This window comes from Pseudonocardia sp. ZF1 (genome assembly GCF_056835605.1).
Genome location: NZ_JAJNBY010000001.1, coordinates 1,299,112 through 1,314,379 on the forward strand (window position 1 = coordinate 1,299,112; position 15,268 = coordinate 1,314,379).

A 15,268-nucleotide genomic window follows, 5' to 3' on the forward strand; every position below is an offset into this window, starting at 1 on the left:
TATGCCCGCTGTGCTCACACTGAGAGTGCGCGGTTGCCGGAAAACGGACACCGTGCGTGTGCGCGGTCGCGGAGTTCACCGGATGTGGTGCGACGGACGGCGTCGGCGCAGGTAGGAGCCGTACCGTCCGATCGTGCGCCGTACGGGTGACGACGGCGGCCGCGCAGGGCGGTTGCCCGCGGCCGTCCGGGGGCACGACGAGCGGCATTCGCGATGCGACGACACGCCGGAGTGGTGCGGTTCCGGGCGTGTCGTGCGCCATCATCACCCGAACGGGTGGCGAGTCCACACCGGACGGCGTCCCGACGGCCCGGACCTGCACCGATGGTGACCCCGCGCGCGACGGGGTGCGGACCTCCCGGCGCGGGTAGGTTCGGATCATGAGCGAGTCCCGTCCCACCGCGTCGGTCCTGGTCACCGGGAGCGAGCTGCTCACCGGCCACGTCGCCGACGCCAACGGTCCCTTCGTCGCCCGCTCCCTCGGCGAGCTCGGCTTCGCCGTCTCGCGGGTCCTGCTGGTGGGGGACCGCCCGGAGGACCTGCGCTCGGCGCTGGAGTTCGTCGCCTCCGACGACCTCGTCGTCACCTCGGGCGGGCTCGGGCCGACCGCCGACGACCTGACCGCCGAGGTCGTCGCCGGGTTCGCGGGCGCGGAGATGGAGGTCGACACCGCGCTGCAGGGCCGGATCCACGACCGGGTCGCCGGCTGGGCGAGCCGCGCCGGCTGGGCCGGGCCCGCGCTCGACGCGGCGACGGCCAAACAGGCCAGGGTGCCGCGCGGCGCGAGCGTCCTCGAGCCGGTCGGGACCGCACCGGGGCTGGCCGTGACACGGCCGGGTGGACCGTTGGTCGTTGTGCTGCCGGGGCCGCCGCGGGAGCTGCAGGGCATGTGGCCCGCCGCGCTGGAGTCGGCGCCCGTGGCGGAGCTGTTGACCCGGGTGCCCCGCGCGGAGGCCACGCTCCTGCGCTTCGCCGGGCTGCCGGAGTCCGAGATCGCCGAGACGCTGCGTGTCCTGGAGGGCGAGCTCGACGTGTCCGGGGTGGAGGTGACCACCTGCCTGCGACGCTCCGAGCTGGAGGTCGACCTGCACCCGCTGCCCGGCGCCGAGCTCGCGGCCCGCGAGCTGGCCGCGCGCATCGTCGACCGCCACCGCCGCGCACTCATCAGCGACGACGGCAGCACCACCGACGAGCTGCTCGCCGCGGCGCTGGGCGCGAAGGGCTGGACGGTCGCGACCGGCGAGTCCTGCACCGGCGGGCTGCTGGCCGGGCGGCTCGTCGACCGGGCCGGGTCGTCGGCCTACGTCGCCGGAGGCGTGGTCGCGTACTCGAACGAGGCCAAGACCGCACTGCTCGACGTCCCCGCCGCGCTCATCGAGGCGCACGGGGCCGTGTCGCCGGAGGTCGCGCGGGCACTGGCGGACGGTGCGCGGGCGCGGTTCGGGGCGGACGTCGGCGTCGGTGTCACCGGCGTCGCGGGCCCCGGCGGCGGTACCGAGGCCAAGCCCGTCGGCTACGTCTGCTTCTGCGTGACCACCGCCGACGGCCAGGTCATCGCGCGCGACCCGCAGCTGCCCGGCGGGCGCGCCGACGTCCGCGAGCGTTCGGTCGACCTGGCGATGCACCTGCTGCTGCGCGCCACCGGGGTCACCGGGGCGGGCGCGCACCGCTGAGGGCGCGACGCCCCGCCCGGGGCTCCCGGGCGGGGCGCGGTCGCGGTGCGGGGAGGCTCAGCCCTTCGCGGCGGCGAACCGCTCGGCGGCGTCGGCCCAGTTGACGACGTTCCACCAGGCCTTGACGTAGTCGGGCTTGACGTTCTTGTACTGCAGGTAGAACGCGTGCTCCCACATGTCGAGCAGGACGATGGGGGTCTGGCCGGCGGGGAGCTGGGACTGCTGGTCGTAGAGCTGGTGGATGAGCAGGCGGTCGCCGAGCCGGTCGTGGCCGAGGATGGCCCAGCCGGAGCCCTGGATGGTGGTGGCGGCGGCGGTGAAGTGGGCCTGGAAGCCGTCGAAGGAGCCGAAGTCCTTCTCGATCGCGGCGGCGAGGTCGCCGGTGGGCTTGTCGCCGCCGTCGGGGGAGAGGTTGTTCCAGAAGGCGGAGTGGTTGACGTGGCCGCCGAGGTTGAAGGCGAGGGTCTTCTCGAGTCCGACGACGGCGCCGAAGTCGTTCTTCTCGCGGGCGTCGGCGAGCTTGTCGAGGGTGGTGTTGAGGCCCTGGACGTAGGTGTTGTGGTGCTTGGAGTGGTGCAGCTCCATGATCTCGGGCGCGATGTGCGGGGCGAGCGCGGAGTAGTCGTAGGGCAGATCCGGAAGCGTGTACTCGGCCATGGGGCCTCTCCTCGTCGGGGATGCGCGGCGGGACGCCACGCGCGGTCATTTGCCACTATGTAGCAACTGCCGCCTACCCGCGACGGGCGACGCGCACGCATGGACGCGGGGATTCGCCACATGTACTCTTCTGCAAGTCACTTGCAGAAATGCGGGCGACGCGGTGGGGATCGTTCTGGCAGCTCGAATCCACCGTCGACGGCGCCGCGCGTCACGTCCGACCGGACGGGGCCGCGGCGCCGTCGCGTGTCCGGCTCAGCCCAGGAACTCGGCCAGCTTCACCACGGTCGCCCGGTTCCGCATCGTCCCGCCCTGGTCGCCGGCCCTCGTCCGGGCGGCCAGCCGGGTCGCGAGCTCGCTGCGTCCCAGCCCGTCGGGCAGGTGCAGCCAGACCACCCGCCCGCGGGCGACGGCGTCGCCCGGCCCACCCTTCGCCCGCTCGGCCGCCAGCGCGGCCGCGATCCGCTCGCGGTCGTCGTCGGACACCGGACGGGCCCGGAACAGGGCGTGCAGCTGCTTCGGGTCGGTGACCTCCGGGTACGGGTTCGCGGCCACCGCGGCGAGGAAGTCGTCGCGGCCGAACACGACCACCGGGCGCTCGACGCCGAACTCCTCGACCAGCGCCGCGGCGACCGTGGCGGCGACCTCGTCGTCACCCAGGGGGCTGGTCAGGGCGACGTTGCCGGACTGGATGTGGGTGACGACGTCGGCGCAGCCGCGCCCGCCGAGCACCCGGCGCAGGTCGGCCATCGGGACCTTCCCGTGGCCGCCGACGTTGATCCCGCGCAGCAGCGCGACGTGGGTACGCACGCCGGAATGGTGCCGCCGCCACGCGGCGATCGGAAGGGTGAAGGCCGAGGCGGACCGTGCGCGGGTTTCCCGGCCGTCATGACGGACGGTCGGCGGCGGCCAGCACGGTGTCGGCCAGCTCCGTCGGGGTGAGCCGGTCCGAGCGCAGGACGAGGGTCCCCACCGGCTGCCGGCCCGCGGCGGCCGGGTCCAGTCGGCTCAGGGCCCAGTCGAGGGCCGACCCGTCCGGTCGGTGGTCGCCAGGTGGCGGCGTGCGGGCGCGGAGCCGGTCCCGCAGCACCTCGGGGGCGGTGTCCAGGAAGACGTGCAGCACCTCCTCGCCCGCGGCGGCCAGGCCGTCGAGGATCTCCGTCCGGTAGCCGTCGCGCAGGAGCGACATCGGCACGATCAGTGTCTGCGCGTGGTGCCTGCGCAGGGCCAGGGCCGTCGCGACGACCAGCTCCCGCCAGCTCGGCAGGTCCTGGAAGTCCTCGTTCGGCGGGAGCCACTTCGAGAGCATCAGGCCGACGTCCTCGGGGTCGTACACGACCGTGCCCGGGAGGCGGCGGTGCAGCTCGGCGGCCAGGGTCGTCTTGCCCGCTCCGAACCCGCCGTTCAGCCAGACGATCACGGGGGCACCGTAGCGCCGGGGTCCGGACTCACCGAGGTGCCGGGGCTCCTGACCCGAGCACCGAACGGTAGTGCGCGACGAGGGCCTCGTCGGGTCCCGGCGTGGTGTCGAGGTCGCTCCCGCCGAGGTGTGCGGAGAGTGCCTCGAAGCAGCGGTCCCACCCGGCGGCGGTGTGCGCCGACCAGCGGGGGTCGAGCACGGTGTTGCCGAGACGCAGCACGCAGCCGTCGCCGTCGGGTTCGAGGGTCCAGCGCAGCCTCTCGTCGGCCCAGGTGAACCCGAACGCCGTCGGTGGCTCGAGCTCGGTGATCTCGGCGTGGTCCTGCTCGCCGCCCTCGAAGGTCAGCGTGATCGTTCCCCCGACGCGCATCTCCGCCTGCACCTCGCAGGGGAACCAGCGACTCATCTGGGCGGGTTCGGTCAGTGCGGCCCAGACCTTCTCGATCGGATGCGGGTAGCGGCGTGCGAAGCGCAGGACCGGGCCGTCGGGATCGACGGTGACCTGGATGCTCATGACGGTTCCTCTCCGTGGGGGCTGTCGAGGGAGTCGAGGTGTGCGCCCAGGGCGTCGAGTCGTTCCTGCCAGAAGGCGCGATGCGGCGCGAGCCAGGTCTCGATCTCGGCCAGCGCGTCCGCCCGGAGGACGTAGCGTCGGCGCTGGGACTCGACGACGACGTCGACCATGCCCATGTGGCGCAGCACGCGCAGGTGCTTCGACACCGCGGTCTGGTTCAGCTCGAGCGCGGTCACGAGCTCTCCGACGACGCAGCCCTGCGTCGTCCGCAGCCGGTCCAGGATGGCTCGTCTCGTCGGGTCCGCCAGGACGTCGAAGGAGTCACGCACCCGCTGAACATGCCATAACAGGTATATGCCGGTCAAGGCACATACTTGTCACGACCCGGCAACGACGACGGCGCTGACCGCGGGGAGAGATCCCCGCTGGTCAGCGCCGTCTCAGGGCCTGTGATCAGGCAGCCTGCTTGGTCTCCCAGAAGATCTTGTCGATCTGGGCGATGTAGTCGAGCAGCTCCTGGCCGGTGGCCGGGTCGTTCGAGCCCTTGGTGCCCGACGCGCCGGCGGCCTTGGTGGCCTTGTTGAACAGCTCGTGCAGCTCCGGGTACTTCTCGAAGTGCGGCGGCTTGAAGTAGTCGGTCCAGAGCACCCACAGGTGGTGCTTGACCAGGTCGGAGCGCTGCTCCTTGATCTCGATGGCGCGGGCCCGGAAGTCCACGTCCTCGTTGCCCTGGTACTTCTCCTGGATCGCCTTGACCGACTCGGCCTCGATCCGGGCCTGGGCCGGGTCGTACACGCCGCAGGGGAGGTCGCAGTGCGCGGTGGCCTCCAGTCGCGGACGGAGAATGCGGGACAGCCGCATGAGTGTCCTCCCTGGTGGGGTGATCGTTCTGGCACCGGCGACCCTACCCTCGCGGCGGTGGTCGGGCAGGACGACCACCGCCGCGAGAGATCCACTCTGGAGGGAGTCCGTGATGCGCCTGCGGAGGGTGACGGTGCGGGGGCCGTCGATGTCCCCGGCCCTGTCCGACGGCGACGTCGTGCTGGTCCGGTTCGGCGCGCCCGTCCGGTCCGGCGACGTCGTCCTCGTGACCTGGGCGTCCCGCCCCGGACAGCTGTCGGTGAAGCGGGCCGTTCACCCCGACGGCGACGGCTGGCACGTCCGCGGCGACAACCCGTTCGGCTCCACGGACTCGGCCACCCTGGGCCCTGCCTCCGTCCACGCCGTCGCCCGCCACCGCCTCTGGCCCCGCCCCGGCCGGGTGCCCGGACCCCGCCACTGAGCCCCGCACGGGACCCGGCGCCCCGCACCGGTCCCGGCCCCGCGCGGGACGCCCGAACCGGTGCGGGAGCCGTGGGCTGACGTAGCGTCGGGGCCGTGGGTGCCGGTGAGGGTGTGCAGGTCGGGGACGGGCTGGCCGTCGGGCCGGATCTCGTCGGCGCCGCGGAGGTCGCGACGGGGCAGGCGCTGGCCGCGCTCGGCGTCGTCCCCGACCTCGTGGTGTTCTTCGTCTGCCCCGGTGCGGGGGCGGCCGCGCCGGTCGAGGAGGTCGAGGCCGCGGGGCTGCGGGTGATGGAGCTCGCCGCGCCCGGCGCGACGATCGGGACCACCGCGCACGGCGTGATGGCCGACGGCCGCGGCGTCGAGGGCGAGCCCGCCGTCGCCGTCTGGGCGGCGTCGCTGCCCGGCACCCGGGTCCGGACGATCTTCCCGGTCGCCGAGCGCCGCCCCGGCGCCGGACCGGACGGCCGTGACGCGATCGGCGTGCGCGGCCTGGTCCCGCCCGCCGAGGACGACCGCGTCGCCGTCCTGCTCGCCGACCCGTTCGCGTTCCCGGTCAGCGGGGTGCTGGACCGGCTCGCGTCGACGAGCCCGGGCTTCCCGGTGATCGGCGGCCTGGCGAGCGGCCCCGGCGGACCCGGGGCCAACCGGCTGTTCGCAGGCGGGACCGTGCACCACGGCGGCGCGGTCGGGGTGCTGCTCGGCGGCACGTCCGACGCGCGGGTCGTCGTCAGTCAGGGATGCCGCCCGATCGGGCCGCCGATGGTCGTCACCCGCGCCGAGCAGAACCGGATCGCCGAGCTCGCCGGGCGGCCCGCGGCGGAGCGGCTGCGCGAGATCGTCACCGCGCTGCCGCCCGAGGAGCAGCAGCAGGCGCTGACCGGGCTGCACCTGGGCGTCGCGGTCGACGAGTACGCCGAGTCCCACGACCGTGGGGACTTCCTGGTCCGCGCGGTGCTGGCCGTCGACGTCGGCGACGGTGCCGTCATCGCGGGCGACGTCGTCGAGATCGGCACCACCGTGCGCTTCCAGGTCCGCGACGCCGCGGGCGCCGCCCAGGACCTGCACGAACTGCTCGCCCCGGTGCGCCACGCCGCGCCGGCCGCGGGCGCGCTGCTGTTCTCCTGCAACGGTCGCGGCGCCGGCATGTTCGGCGACGCCGACCACGACGTGCACGCCGTGCGCGTCGGCCTCGACCCGCACGCGGGCGGATCCGGCGACGCGGCCGGACCCCGGGTGGCCGGCTTCTTCGCCGCCGGGGAGATCGGACCGGTCGGGCCGGGCAACCACCTGCACGCGTTCACCGCGTCCGTGCTGGTGGTCTGAGACCTCAGCGCAGGGTGCGGAAGAACCCCCGCACCTCGTCGACGAAGGAGTCGGGCTGCTCCAGCGACGGGAAGTGCCCGCCGACGTCGGGACGCGAGAACCAGCGCAGGTCGGTGTAGCGGCGCTCCAGCCAGGACCGGGGGAGCTTGACCATCTCGTGCGGGAACTGGGCGACGCCGGTCGGGACCTCGACGTCGTCGAGGCGGCGGCGGGCGAAACTCTCCCAGTAGATCCGTGCCGACGACGCGCCGGCCGAGCCCAGCCAGTACTGCATGACGTTGTCCAGCAGCCGGTCCCGGCTGATCACGTTCTCCGGGTGGCCCGCGCAGTCGGTCCAGTCCCAGAACTTCTCCACGATCCACGTGCACTGCGCGGCGGGGGAGTCGGCGAGCCCGTAGCCGACGGTCTGCGGACGGGTGGACTGCTCGGCGGAGTAGCCGGAGCCGTAGCGGGAGAACTCCTTCGAGAAGCGGATGTCGGCCTTCTCCTGCGCGGTGAGCCCGGCGGCGTCGTCGGGCTTGGGCGCCAGCGCCATCGTCAGGTGGATGCCGTACAGCATCTCCGGGGCCGCGGTCCCCAGCGCCGAGGTGATCATCGAGCCCCAGTCGCCGCCCTGTGCGGCGAAGCGCTCGTAGCCGAGCCGGTCCATCAGCTGCGCCCAGGCGACGGCGATCCGCTCGACCCCCCACCCGGTCGTCGTGGGCTTGCCGGAGAACCCGAACCCGGGCAGCGTCGGCACGACGACGTGGAAGGCGTCGGCGGGGTCCTCGGGGTCGGTCAGCGCGGGCAGCACGCCGAGGAACTCGACCAGCGAGCCCGGCCAGCCGTGGGTGAGCAGCAGCGGCATCGCGTCCGGGTGCTTCGAGCGGGCGTGCAGCACGTGGATCTCGACCGAGTCGTCGCCGCCGCCGTCGAGGCCGGTGCGGAACTGCGGCCACGCGTTGATCTCGGCCTCGACGCGGCGCCAGTCGTAGCGGGTGCGCCAGTACTCGCACAGTTCGCGGGCGTAGTCCAGCGGGACGCCCTGGGACCAGCCGTCGACGGTCGCCGGGTCCGGCCAGCGGGTGCGGGCGAGCCGCTCACGCAGGTCGTCCAGCTCGGCGTCGGGGATCTCGATCCGGAAGTCGCGCACGTCGTCACGGTGGCACGGAACGCCACGGCGGGCGTACCGGTCACGGCATCGGAACGATCACGATGCGAGCGCCCGGCTGATCCCACGGGCCGCAGCGCGCACCGCGGGCACCAGGGTGTGCGGGTTCGTCGCGGCCGGCACGACGATCGACAGCGCGGCGACGACCGGACCGTCCCCGCTGCGCACCGGGGCGGCCACCGACATCGACACCTCCTCGATCTGCCGGTCGGACACCACGAACCCGCCGGTGCGGGCCTGGGCGAGCAGCGCCCGGACACCGTCGGCGCGGCACACCGTGAACGGGGTGAACCGGCGGATCGGGCGGGCCAGCACGGCCTCGACCGCGGCCGGGTCGGCGTGGGCGAGCAGCACCAGCCCGACCCCGGTCGCCGTCGACGGCAGCCGCGACCCGGTCCGGGTGACGATCGAGACGGCGTCGCGGCTGGACAGGCGCTCGACATAGACGACCTCGCCGGCGTCGTCCGGGTCGAGCACGGCGAGCTGCACGTTGTGCCGGGTGACCTCGTGCAGGTCCTCCAGGAACGGCATCGCCGCCTCCCGCAGCCCGTGGCTGGCCGGGGCCAGGTGCGCGATCTCCCAGAGCCGCAGCCCGATCCGGTAGCGACCGTCGTCGCCGCGGTCCAGCGCCCCGCCCGCGGCGAGCTCACCGGCGATCCTGTGCACCGTCGTCAGCGGGAGCCCGGTGCGCCGGGCGATGTCGGTCAGCCCGAGCACCGGGTCCTTCGCGCTGAACGCGCCCAGCACGTCCAGCACCCGCGCGGTGACCCCCGAGCGGACCGGACGCGTCGTCATGACCGGGCATTCTTCCGTAGAGCGGAAGCTCGGTCGAACGGCCGTGCCGGGAACGGGAAGGTGGCTCCCATGACGCAGCGACGCGAGTCCCGGACCCAGGTCGGCATCGTCGGAGCGGGCCCCGCCGGGCTCGTGCTGGCGAAACTGCTGGCGCTGGCCGGTGTCGAGTCGGTCGTGCTGGAGGCCCGCGACCGCGCCTACGTCGAGGCGCGGGTCCGCGCCGGGGTGCTGGAAGCACCCACGGTCGAGCTGCTGCGCGGGATGGGCGTCGCCGGACGGCTGGACCGTGAGGGCATGCCGCACACCGGCATCTCGCTGCGCTTCGCCGAGGCGCCCGGCGCCCCCGCCGCCGACCACCGGATCGACTTCGCCGACCTCGTCGGCACCGGGATCACCGTCTACGGCCAGCAGGAGGTCGTGAAGGACCTGCTCGCCGACCGCGTCGACGACGCGGGCCTGCCGGTCGAGTTCGGCGTCTCCGGCGTCGCTCTGCACGACGTCGACACCGACGCCCCGTCGGTCACCTACGCCGACGCCGACGGCGCCGAGCACGTCCTGCGCTGCGACGTGATCGCCGGCTGCGACGGCTTCCACGGCGTCTCCCGCCCGCTGGTGGCACCCGACATCGCCGAGCGGGTCTACCCGTTCTCCTGGCTCGGGGTGCTCGCGAAGGCCGCGCCCACCACCGACGAGCTCGTCTACGCCCACCACGACGACGGCTTCGCGCTCTACTCGATGCGCAGCCCCGAGGTGACCCGGCTCTACGTCCAGGTCCCGAACGACACCGACCCGGCCGACTGGTCCGACGCCCGCATCTGGGACGCCCTCCACACCCGCCTGGCCTGCGAGGGCTTCACGATGAACGAGGGCGAGTTCCTCGAGAAGCCCTCGGTCACTCCGATGCGCAGCATGGTCGCCTCCCCGATGCGCCGCGGACGGCTGTTCCTCGCCGGCGACGCCGCGCACATCGTCCCGCCCACCGGGGCGAAGGGCATGAACCTCGCCATCGCCGACGTCCGGGTGCTCGCCGACGCGGTCGTGCGCGCGCTGCGCGACGGCGACACCGGCGGTCTCGACTCCTACTCCGACACCTGCCTGCGCCGGGTCTGGCGGGCCGAGCACTTCTCCTGGTTCATGACCTCGATGCTCCACCGCTTCGACCCCGCCACCGAGGGCGGCGACGCGTTCGGCGTCGGCCTGCAGCGCTCCCAGCTGCGCTACACCGTGACCTCCCGCGCCGCCGCGACGAGCCTCGCCGAGAACTACGTCGGCCTCCCGCACGGTGCCGTCTAGATCCCACCCACCACGAGGAAGGACCGCCGATGCGGGGCTACGCCCCCGTCCCGGCCGGGACCCACGCACCGCTGCTCTCACCGGACTACCGCAGCACCGCGCTGCGGGCACCCGCCGAGCAGCCGGTGATCCTGCCCCAGCGGCTCACCGAGATCACCGGCCCGCTGCTCACCGGCCCGGTCCGCCCCGGCGACGACGACCTCACCGTCGGCGCCGGCGGCGAGGCGCTCGGCCAGCGGATCGTCGTCGCCGGGCGGGTGCTCGACTCCGACGGCCGCCCCGTGCCGGACACCCTCGTCGAGGTCTGGCAGGCCAACGCCGCGGGCCGCTACGCCCACCGCTGGGACAACTGGCCCGCCCCGCTCGACCCGAACTTCACCGGCGGCGGCCGGGTCCTCACCGACGCGCAGGGCAACTACTCGTTCACCACGATCAAGCCCGGCGCCTACCCGTGGGGCAACCACCACAACGCCTGGCGCCCCGCCCACATCCACTTCTCGCTGTTCGGGCGTGCCTTCACCCAGCGGCTGGTCACCCAGATGTACTTCCCGGACGACCCGCTGTTCGGCCAGGACCCGATCTACAACGCGACGCCGGAGGAGGCCCGCGGGCGGCTGGTGTCCACCTTCGACCTCGACGCGACCCGCCCCGAGTGGGCACTGGCCTTCCGCTTCGACATCGTGCTGCGCGGCCGCGGCGCCACCCCGTTCGAGGAGCCCCACGCATGAGCCTGCCGCTGACCCCCACCCAGACCGTCGGCCCGTACCTGTCGCTGGGGCTGCCCTGGCCGGACGGCCCGGACGTCGTGCCCGACGGCACCCCGGGCGCCGTCCTCGTCGGCGGGACCGTGGTCGACGGCGCCGGCGCGCTCGTGCCCGACGCGCTGGTCGAGACCTGGCAGGCGGATCCGGACGGCCGCTTCGACCACCCCGACGACCCGCGCGGCGCGGCGAAGTCCACGGTGGAGGGCTTCCGCGGTTTCGGTCGCTGCCCCACCGACGACGAGGGCCGGTGGTGGATCCGCACCGTGCTGCCGGGTGCGCTGCCCGACGAGGTGCCCCACGGTTCCGATGCGCGCTCCGCCGAGGCTCCGCACGTGAACGTCTCGGTGTTCGCCCGCGGCCTGCTCGACCGCGTCGTCACCCGCATCTACTTCCCCGAGCACACCGACGCCCACGCCACCGACCCGCTGCTCGCCGCGGTCCCGGAGGCGCGCCGGCACACGCTCGTCGCCGTCGCGGAGGGCCCGGGCCGGTACCGGTTCGACATCCGCCTGCGCGGCGAGGGGGAGACGGTGTTCCTCGCTCTGTGACGGTGCCCGGCCGCGCGCGCACCCGCCCGGGGCATCACACCGTGGAGGTGTGACGCGTCCGGTTGATTCCCGGTGATCCGTCGGGGGTACTCCTGCGAAGATCTACCCAGCAGGGGCGGGAGGAACGGTGGACGCAGCACAGTCGGCGGCACACGTGCCGTTCGGGGACCCGGCGACCTCCGCGGCCCGGGTCCCCGGGCGCGTGACCGGTGCCGTCGTCGCGTTGTCGCGGCGGTACCCGCTGGCCGTGCAGCTCGCCCGCTACGCCGCCGTCGGCGGTGGGGCGACGGCGCTGAACGCCGCGCTGTTCCTGCTGTTCCGCCCGGTGCTCCCGGCCGTCCCGGCGAACCTGGTCGCGCTGGTCCTCACCACCGCGATCAGCACCGAGGCCAGCCGCCGTTTCGCCTTCGACGGCGCCCCCGCGCACCGGCTGCGCGAGTGGGTGCAGGACGCGGGCACCGTCGCGTTCTACGCGACCTACACCTCCGCGGTGCTGCTCGCGCTGCACCAGCTGGCCGGGGCCACCACGCCGGGGGAGGAGGCCGCGGTCGTCGCGGTCGCCAGCCTCGCCGGCGGGCTGCTGCGGTTCGCGGTGCTGCGGTTCTGGGTGTTCGATGTGGCGCGGCCGGCCGCCGGTGCGCGACCCGACCAGGGAGGACGGCACCCGTGCCCGGAACAGTCGACTTCGACGCCTTCGACCTGACCGTCGGCCCGCCCGAGGAGCGGGTCGTCGTCCACGGGGTGCGCGGTGGCGAGGGCCCGCCCGTCCTGCTGCTGCACGGCTTCCCGCAGACCCACGCCATGTGGGGGCCGCTCGCGGCGGACCTGGCTCGCGACCACACCGTCGTCGCCACCGACCTGCGCGGCTACGGCGAGTCCGGCCGCCCCTCCGACGGCGAGAACCACGCCGGCTACTCGTTCCGGGCGATGGCCGCCGACCAGGTCGACGTCATGGCGCGGCTCGGGTTCGACAGCTTCGCCGTGGTCGGCCACGACCGCGGCGCCCGCGTCACCCACCGGATGCTGCTCGACCACCCCGAGCGCGTCGCGCGGGCCGCGCTGCTCGACATCCTCCCCACCGCCTACGTCTACGCCCACACCGACCGGGCGCTGGCGACGGCGTACTACCACTGGTTCCTGTTCATCCAGCCCGCCGACCTGCCCGAGCGACTCATCGCCGGGGACCCGATCGGCTACCTGCACTCGCTGCTCGGCGGCTGGGGCTCCGGACTGGACGCGCACCCGCCCGAGGCACTGGCCACCTACGAGCGCGCGTTCGCCGACCCGGCGGCCCGGCACGCGATGCTGGAGGACTATCGCGCCGGCGCCTCGATCGACCTGGAGCACGACGCCGCCTCCGACGCGGCGGGTGAGCGGATCGCCGCGCCCACCCTGGTGCTGTGGGGCGAGCGCGGCGTCGTCGGCGCCAACGGCGAGAGCCCGCTGGAGGTCTGGCGCCGCGCGGCCGCCGATCCCGGTCTGGTCACCGGGGAGGCGGTCACCGAAGCCGGGCACTTCCTCGTCGACGAGCAGCCCGCCGTCACCACCGCGGCGGTGCGGGGCTTCCTCTGCGGCTGACCGGGCGATCCGGAAGACTCGTGCGTATGCGACGAAACACCCCTCTCCGGGCGCTGCTCGGCACCCTCGCGGCGCTCGCGCTCGTCCTCACCACCGCCGCGTCCTGCGGCGGCGGGTCCGCGACCCCCGCGCCGGCCCCCCAGCAGCAGCAACAGCAGCAGGACACGGACGACGACCGCGACGGCGACGACGACCAGGACGGCCGGCAGGACGGCGACGACGGCGGCAACGACGCCGACGACGACGGCTGAGCGCGTCCGGCCCGGGCCCCGCGCGAGGCCCGGGCCGGACACCGTCCTCAGGCCCGGACCGCGTGCACGATCCCCCAGGTGAGCTTCCCGGCGCGGCCACCGTCCACCCAGTGCTGCAGCCCCGCCTTCATCGCCGTCAGGTAGGTCCCCGAGATCGACGACGACAGCTCCTCCTCGTGCGCCACCAGCTCCTCCCGCACCCGGCGGTAGTGGGTCGCGAGGTGCTCGGCGTGGTCGAGGAAACGGACCCCGGTGAAGCCACGCCGCTCCAGACCGTCGGTGTAGAAGCCGGGCGTGGCCATCGTGGACAGTGCGATGCGGTCGAGGATCGGCTGGATCGAGGACTGGTCGAGCCCGTCCACGGCCATCGGGTCGGTGAACACCACCTGCCCGCCGGGGCGGAGCACCCGGGCGATCTCGTCCAGCACGGTGTCGCGGGAGCCGGAGTGCAGGAACGCGTCCTGCGACCACACCAGGTCGACCGAGGAGTCCTCGACCGGCACGTCCTCGTAGCTGCCGGTGGTCACCTCGACCCGACCGGCCAGGCCCTGCTCCCGGGTCATCCGCTCGTTGCGGGCGTTCTCCACCGGGGAGAGGTTGAGGCAGTGCACCGTGGCCCCGTGTGCGGCCGCCAGCCGGCGGGCCGCGCCGCCGTACCCCGCCCCGAGGTCGAGTACCCGGGTGCCGGGGCCGACCCCGGCGACCTCGGCCATCCGGGTCACCGTGCGGGCGCTGGCGACCGAGATCAGCTCGTCCGGTGCGCTGTAGATGCCGACGTGGATGTCCTCGCCGCCCCAGACCCGGGAGTAGAAGGTGTCGGCGTCGTCGGAGTCGTAGTAGGACCGGGCGGTGTGCTCGGCGGTGTCCTGGGTCGTCCGTGTCACTCGGCGTCCTCCTGGTCGAGGTAGGCCTTCTCGGCGATGTGCACGAAGAAGTCGGGCTCGTCGTCGGCGTAGGTCGACTGGAAGTCGCCGTAGGTCTCGACCCGCTGGAACCCGACCTCGTGCATGAGGCGGCGGGTGTAGTCCTTGCGCAGCGGGAACATGTTCAGGTGGTACTGGGACCCGTCGGGGAACCGGTAGCGGAACCGGGCGAGGCCGTCGTCGACGTACTCCGGCTCGGCCACGACGTCGTCGCCGCAGTAGTAGTACTGGTGCTTCGAGCTGAAGCCGTTGTCGAGGATCGCGTCGTAGTTGCGCTGGTCGAGGATCAGCACACCGTCGTGGGAGAGCATGGCGTAGAACTCGGCGAGCGCCCGGCGGCGGTCACGCTCGGAGAACAGGTGTGTGAACGAGTTCCCGAGGCAGATGATCGCGTCGTACTCGCCGTGGACGTCGCGGTTGAGCCAGCGCCAGTCGGCCTGCACGACGCGCAGCACGTGCCCGCCGAACTTCATCCCGTTGTCGAAGGCCTTCGCCAGCATCTCGGCGCTGCCGTCGGCGGAGACGACGGTCTCGAAGCCCTCCTCCAGCAGCCGGACGGAGTGGAAGCCGGTGCCGGTCGCCACGTCGAGCACACTGGTGACACCGCGCCTGCGGAGCTGCTCGACGAAGAAGCTGCCTTCGCTGGCGTAGCGGGCCCGCCAGTCGATCAGCTCGTCCCACTTGTCGACGAACGTCTGCACGTACTCGTGCTTGTAATGGGTGGACTCGCGGACCTCCGTGGGCGCGTCGCCGAACTCCTGCACGGTGCTGGCGGGCCCCCGGAGCCCGCTGCGGTGGTCTGCCGTCATGGGGCGCGCCTCCTCGGCGCTCGGGTGCGGGACGGCCCTGACGGTAGGTGTCCCCGCGGCCCCTGTCCCCTCACCCAGGGTGAGACTGGAACGGCCGCCGGAGTTGTGTTATGCGCAACTCGGCCGGTCATTCGGGGATTTTCCGGGCGGCGGCGAGCGGACCCGGGCGGTGACCGGCGGCGTGCGGGCCCACCAGTGACGTCATGTGGTCGTCACACATCGTGGGTCCGGAGTGGACGCCGTCTCACTGCCGTCCGGCCGGCGGTGGCCCGCGGCCGGGACGTCG

19 protein-coding genes are annotated in these 15,268 nt (G+C 73.7%); 9 read left to right on the forward strand and 10 right to left on the reverse strand.

Annotation, left to right across the window (positions count from 1 at the left end; all coding sequences use genetic code 11):
- Positions 1-380 precede the first annotated feature (380 nt).
- The gene (locus ZF1_RS06590; RefSeq protein WP_482636746.1) at positions 381-1,673 is read left to right on the forward strand and encodes a competence/damage-inducible protein A; all 1,293 of its coding nucleotides are present in this window, start codon (positions 381-383) and stop codon (positions 1,671-1,673) included.
- 57 nt (positions 1,674-1,730) lie between these two features.
- Here the strand turns inward: ZF1_RS06590 and ZF1_RS06595 are convergent, their stop codons facing one another.
- The 6 genes from ZF1_RS06595 to sodN all read right to left on the reverse strand — a co-directional run bounded on the left by ZF1_RS06595 (position 1,731) and on the right by sodN (position 5,125).
- Complete coding sequence (locus ZF1_RS06595; protein ID WP_062400780.1) at positions 1,731-2,330, reverse strand: superoxide dismutase; 600 nt, start codon at positions 2,328-2,330, stop codon at positions 1,731-1,733.
- A gap of 255 nt (positions 2,331-2,585) precedes the next feature.
- The gene (locus tag ZF1_RS06600) at positions 2,586-3,140 is read right to left on the reverse strand and encodes a DUF1697 domain-containing protein (protein ID WP_482636747.1); all 555 of its coding nucleotides are present in this window, start codon (positions 3,138-3,140) and stop codon (positions 2,586-2,588) included.
- Positions 3,141-3,216: 76 nt separating this feature from the next.
- Positions 3,217-3,750, reverse strand: coding sequence for a P-loop nucleotide/nucleoside kinase family protein (locus ZF1_RS06605; RefSeq protein WP_482636748.1), 534 nt, complete (start codon positions 3,748-3,750; stop codon positions 3,217-3,219).
- Between the two features lie 28 nt (positions 3,751-3,778).
- Positions 3,779-4,264, reverse strand: a complete 486-nt coding sequence (locus ZF1_RS06610; RefSeq protein ID WP_482636749.1) for an SRPBCC family protein — start codon at positions 4,262-4,264, stop codon at positions 3,779-3,781.
- Complete coding sequence (locus ZF1_RS06615) at positions 4,261-4,593, reverse strand: ArsR/SmtB family transcription factor (protein WP_482636750.1); 333 nt, start codon at positions 4,591-4,593, stop codon at positions 4,261-4,263. Before ZF1_RS06615 ends, ZF1_RS06610 begins: the two co-directional genes overlap by 4 nt.
- A 124-nt stretch (positions 4,594-4,717) precedes the next feature.
- Positions 4,718-5,125, reverse strand: coding sequence for a superoxide dismutase, Ni (gene sodN / locus ZF1_RS06620; RefSeq protein ID WP_062400785.1), 408 nt, complete (start codon positions 5,123-5,125; stop codon positions 4,718-4,720).
- 112 nt (positions 5,126-5,237) lie between these two features.
- On the opposite strand from sodN, the gene ZF1_RS06625 reads away from it, so the two are divergent.
- Together ZF1_RS06625 and ZF1_RS06630 are read left to right on the forward strand one after the other, a co-directional pair.
- On the forward strand, positions 5,238-5,546 hold the full coding sequence (locus ZF1_RS06625) for a S24/S26 family peptidase (RefSeq protein ID WP_062404275.1): 309 nt from the start codon (positions 5,238-5,240) through the stop codon (positions 5,544-5,546).
- 95 nt (positions 5,547-5,641) lie between these two features.
- Positions 5,642-6,871 carry an FIST signal transduction protein gene (locus ZF1_RS06630; RefSeq protein WP_202968090.1) on the forward strand — a complete coding sequence of 410 codons (1,230 nt, stop codon included), beginning with the start codon at positions 5,642-5,644 and terminating at the stop codon, positions 6,869-6,871.
- Between the two features lie 4 nt (positions 6,872-6,875).
- Here ZF1_RS06630 and ZF1_RS06635 read toward each other — a convergent pair whose 3' ends face one another.
- Positions 6,876-8,003, reverse strand: coding sequence for an epoxide hydrolase family protein (locus ZF1_RS06635; RefSeq protein WP_482636751.1), 1,128 nt, complete (start codon positions 8,001-8,003; stop codon positions 6,876-6,878).
- Between the two features lie 57 nt (positions 8,004-8,060).
- Positions 8,061-8,816 carry an IclR family transcriptional regulator gene (locus ZF1_RS06640; RefSeq protein WP_482636752.1) on the reverse strand — a complete coding sequence of 252 codons (756 nt, stop codon included), beginning with the start codon at positions 8,814-8,816 and terminating at the stop codon, positions 8,061-8,063.
- A gap of 69 nt (positions 8,817-8,885) precedes the next feature.
- Between ZF1_RS06640 and ZF1_RS06645 the strand changes: the two genes are divergently transcribed.
- From ZF1_RS06645 to ZF1_RS06670, 6 genes are all read left to right on the forward strand, one after another.
- Positions 8,886-10,109, forward strand: a complete 1,224-nt coding sequence (locus tag ZF1_RS06645) for a 4-hydroxybenzoate 3-monooxygenase (protein WP_482636753.1) — start codon at positions 8,886-8,888, stop codon at positions 10,107-10,109.
- A gap of 29 nt (positions 10,110-10,138) precedes the next feature.
- On the forward strand, positions 10,139-10,837 hold the full coding sequence (gene pcaH / locus ZF1_RS06650; protein ID WP_482636754.1) for a protocatechuate 3,4-dioxygenase subunit beta: 699 nt from the start codon (positions 10,139-10,141) through the stop codon (positions 10,835-10,837).
- Positions 10,834-11,421, forward strand: coding sequence for a protocatechuate 3,4-dioxygenase subunit alpha (gene pcaG, locus ZF1_RS06655; RefSeq protein ID WP_482636755.1), 588 nt, complete (start codon positions 10,834-10,836; stop codon positions 11,419-11,421). The genes pcaH and pcaG overlap by 4 nt, the downstream gene beginning before the upstream one ends.
- Before the next feature lie 127 nt (positions 11,422-11,548).
- Complete coding sequence (locus ZF1_RS06660) at positions 11,549-12,124, forward strand: GtrA family protein (protein ID WP_405418899.1); 576 nt, start codon at positions 11,549-11,551, stop codon at positions 12,122-12,124.
- Positions 12,088-12,999: an alpha/beta fold hydrolase gene (locus ZF1_RS06665; RefSeq protein WP_482636756.1), complete on the forward strand. Its 912-nt coding sequence runs from the start codon at positions 12,088-12,090 to the stop codon at positions 12,997-12,999. The genes ZF1_RS06660 and ZF1_RS06665 overlap by 37 nt, the downstream gene beginning before the upstream one ends.
- 26 nt (positions 13,000-13,025) lie before the next feature.
- A complete protein-coding gene (locus tag ZF1_RS06670) occupies positions 13,026-13,250 on the forward strand; it encodes a hypothetical protein (RefSeq protein WP_482636757.1) in 225 nt (74 codons plus the stop codon).
- A 47-nt stretch (positions 13,251-13,297) separates the two neighbouring features.
- On the opposite strand, the gene ZF1_RS06675 is transcribed toward ZF1_RS06670, so the two are convergent.
- Positions 13,298-14,134, reverse strand: coding sequence for a methyltransferase domain-containing protein (locus tag ZF1_RS06675; protein WP_482636758.1), 837 nt, complete (start codon positions 14,132-14,134; stop codon positions 13,298-13,300).
- Complete coding sequence (locus ZF1_RS06680) at positions 14,131-14,982, reverse strand: glycine/sarcosine N-methyltransferase (protein ID WP_100879853.1); 852 nt, start codon at positions 14,980-14,982, stop codon at positions 14,131-14,133. Before ZF1_RS06680 ends, ZF1_RS06675 begins: the two co-directional genes overlap by 4 nt.
- Between the last annotated feature and the right edge of the window lie 286 nt (positions 14,983-15,268).

Coding starts and splice junctions, on each gene's coding strand:
- ZF1_RS06590 (WP_482636746.1), top strand. CDS start 381: ATGAGCGAGTCCCGTCCCACCGCGTCGGTCCTGGTCACCGGGAGCGAG.
- ZF1_RS06595 (WP_062400780.1), bottom strand. CDS start 2,330: ATGGCCGAGTACACGCTTCCGGATCTGCCCTACGACTACTCCGCGCTC.
- ZF1_RS06610 (WP_482636749.1), bottom strand. CDS start 4,264: ATGAGCATCCAGGTCACCGTCGATCCCGACGGCCCGGTCCTGCGCTTC.
- sodN (WP_062400785.1), bottom strand. CDS start 5,125: ATGCGGCTGTCCCGCATTCTCCGTCCGCGACTGGAGGCCACCGCGCAC.
- ZF1_RS06625 (WP_062404275.1), top strand. CDS start 5,238: ATGCGCCTGCGGAGGGTGACGGTGCGGGGGCCGTCGATGTCCCCGGCC.
- ZF1_RS06640 (WP_482636752.1), bottom strand. CDS start 8,816: ATGACGACGCGTCCGGTCCGCTCGGGGGTCACCGCGCGGGTGCTGGAC.
- ZF1_RS06645 (WP_482636753.1), top strand. CDS start 8,886: ATGACGCAGCGACGCGAGTCCCGGACCCAGGTCGGCATCGTCGGAGCG.
- pcaH (WP_482636754.1), top strand. CDS start 10,139: ATGCGGGGCTACGCCCCCGTCCCGGCCGGGACCCACGCACCGCTGCTC.
- pcaG (WP_482636755.1), top strand. CDS start 10,834: ATGAGCCTGCCGCTGACCCCCACCCAGACCGTCGGCCCGTACCTGTCG.
- ZF1_RS06670 (WP_482636757.1), top strand. CDS start 13,026: ATGCGACGAAACACCCCTCTCCGGGCGCTGCTCGGCACCCTCGCGGCG.
- ZF1_RS06680 (WP_100879853.1), bottom strand. CDS start 14,982: ATGACGGCAGACCACCGCAGCGGGCTCCGGGGGCCCGCCAGCACCGTG.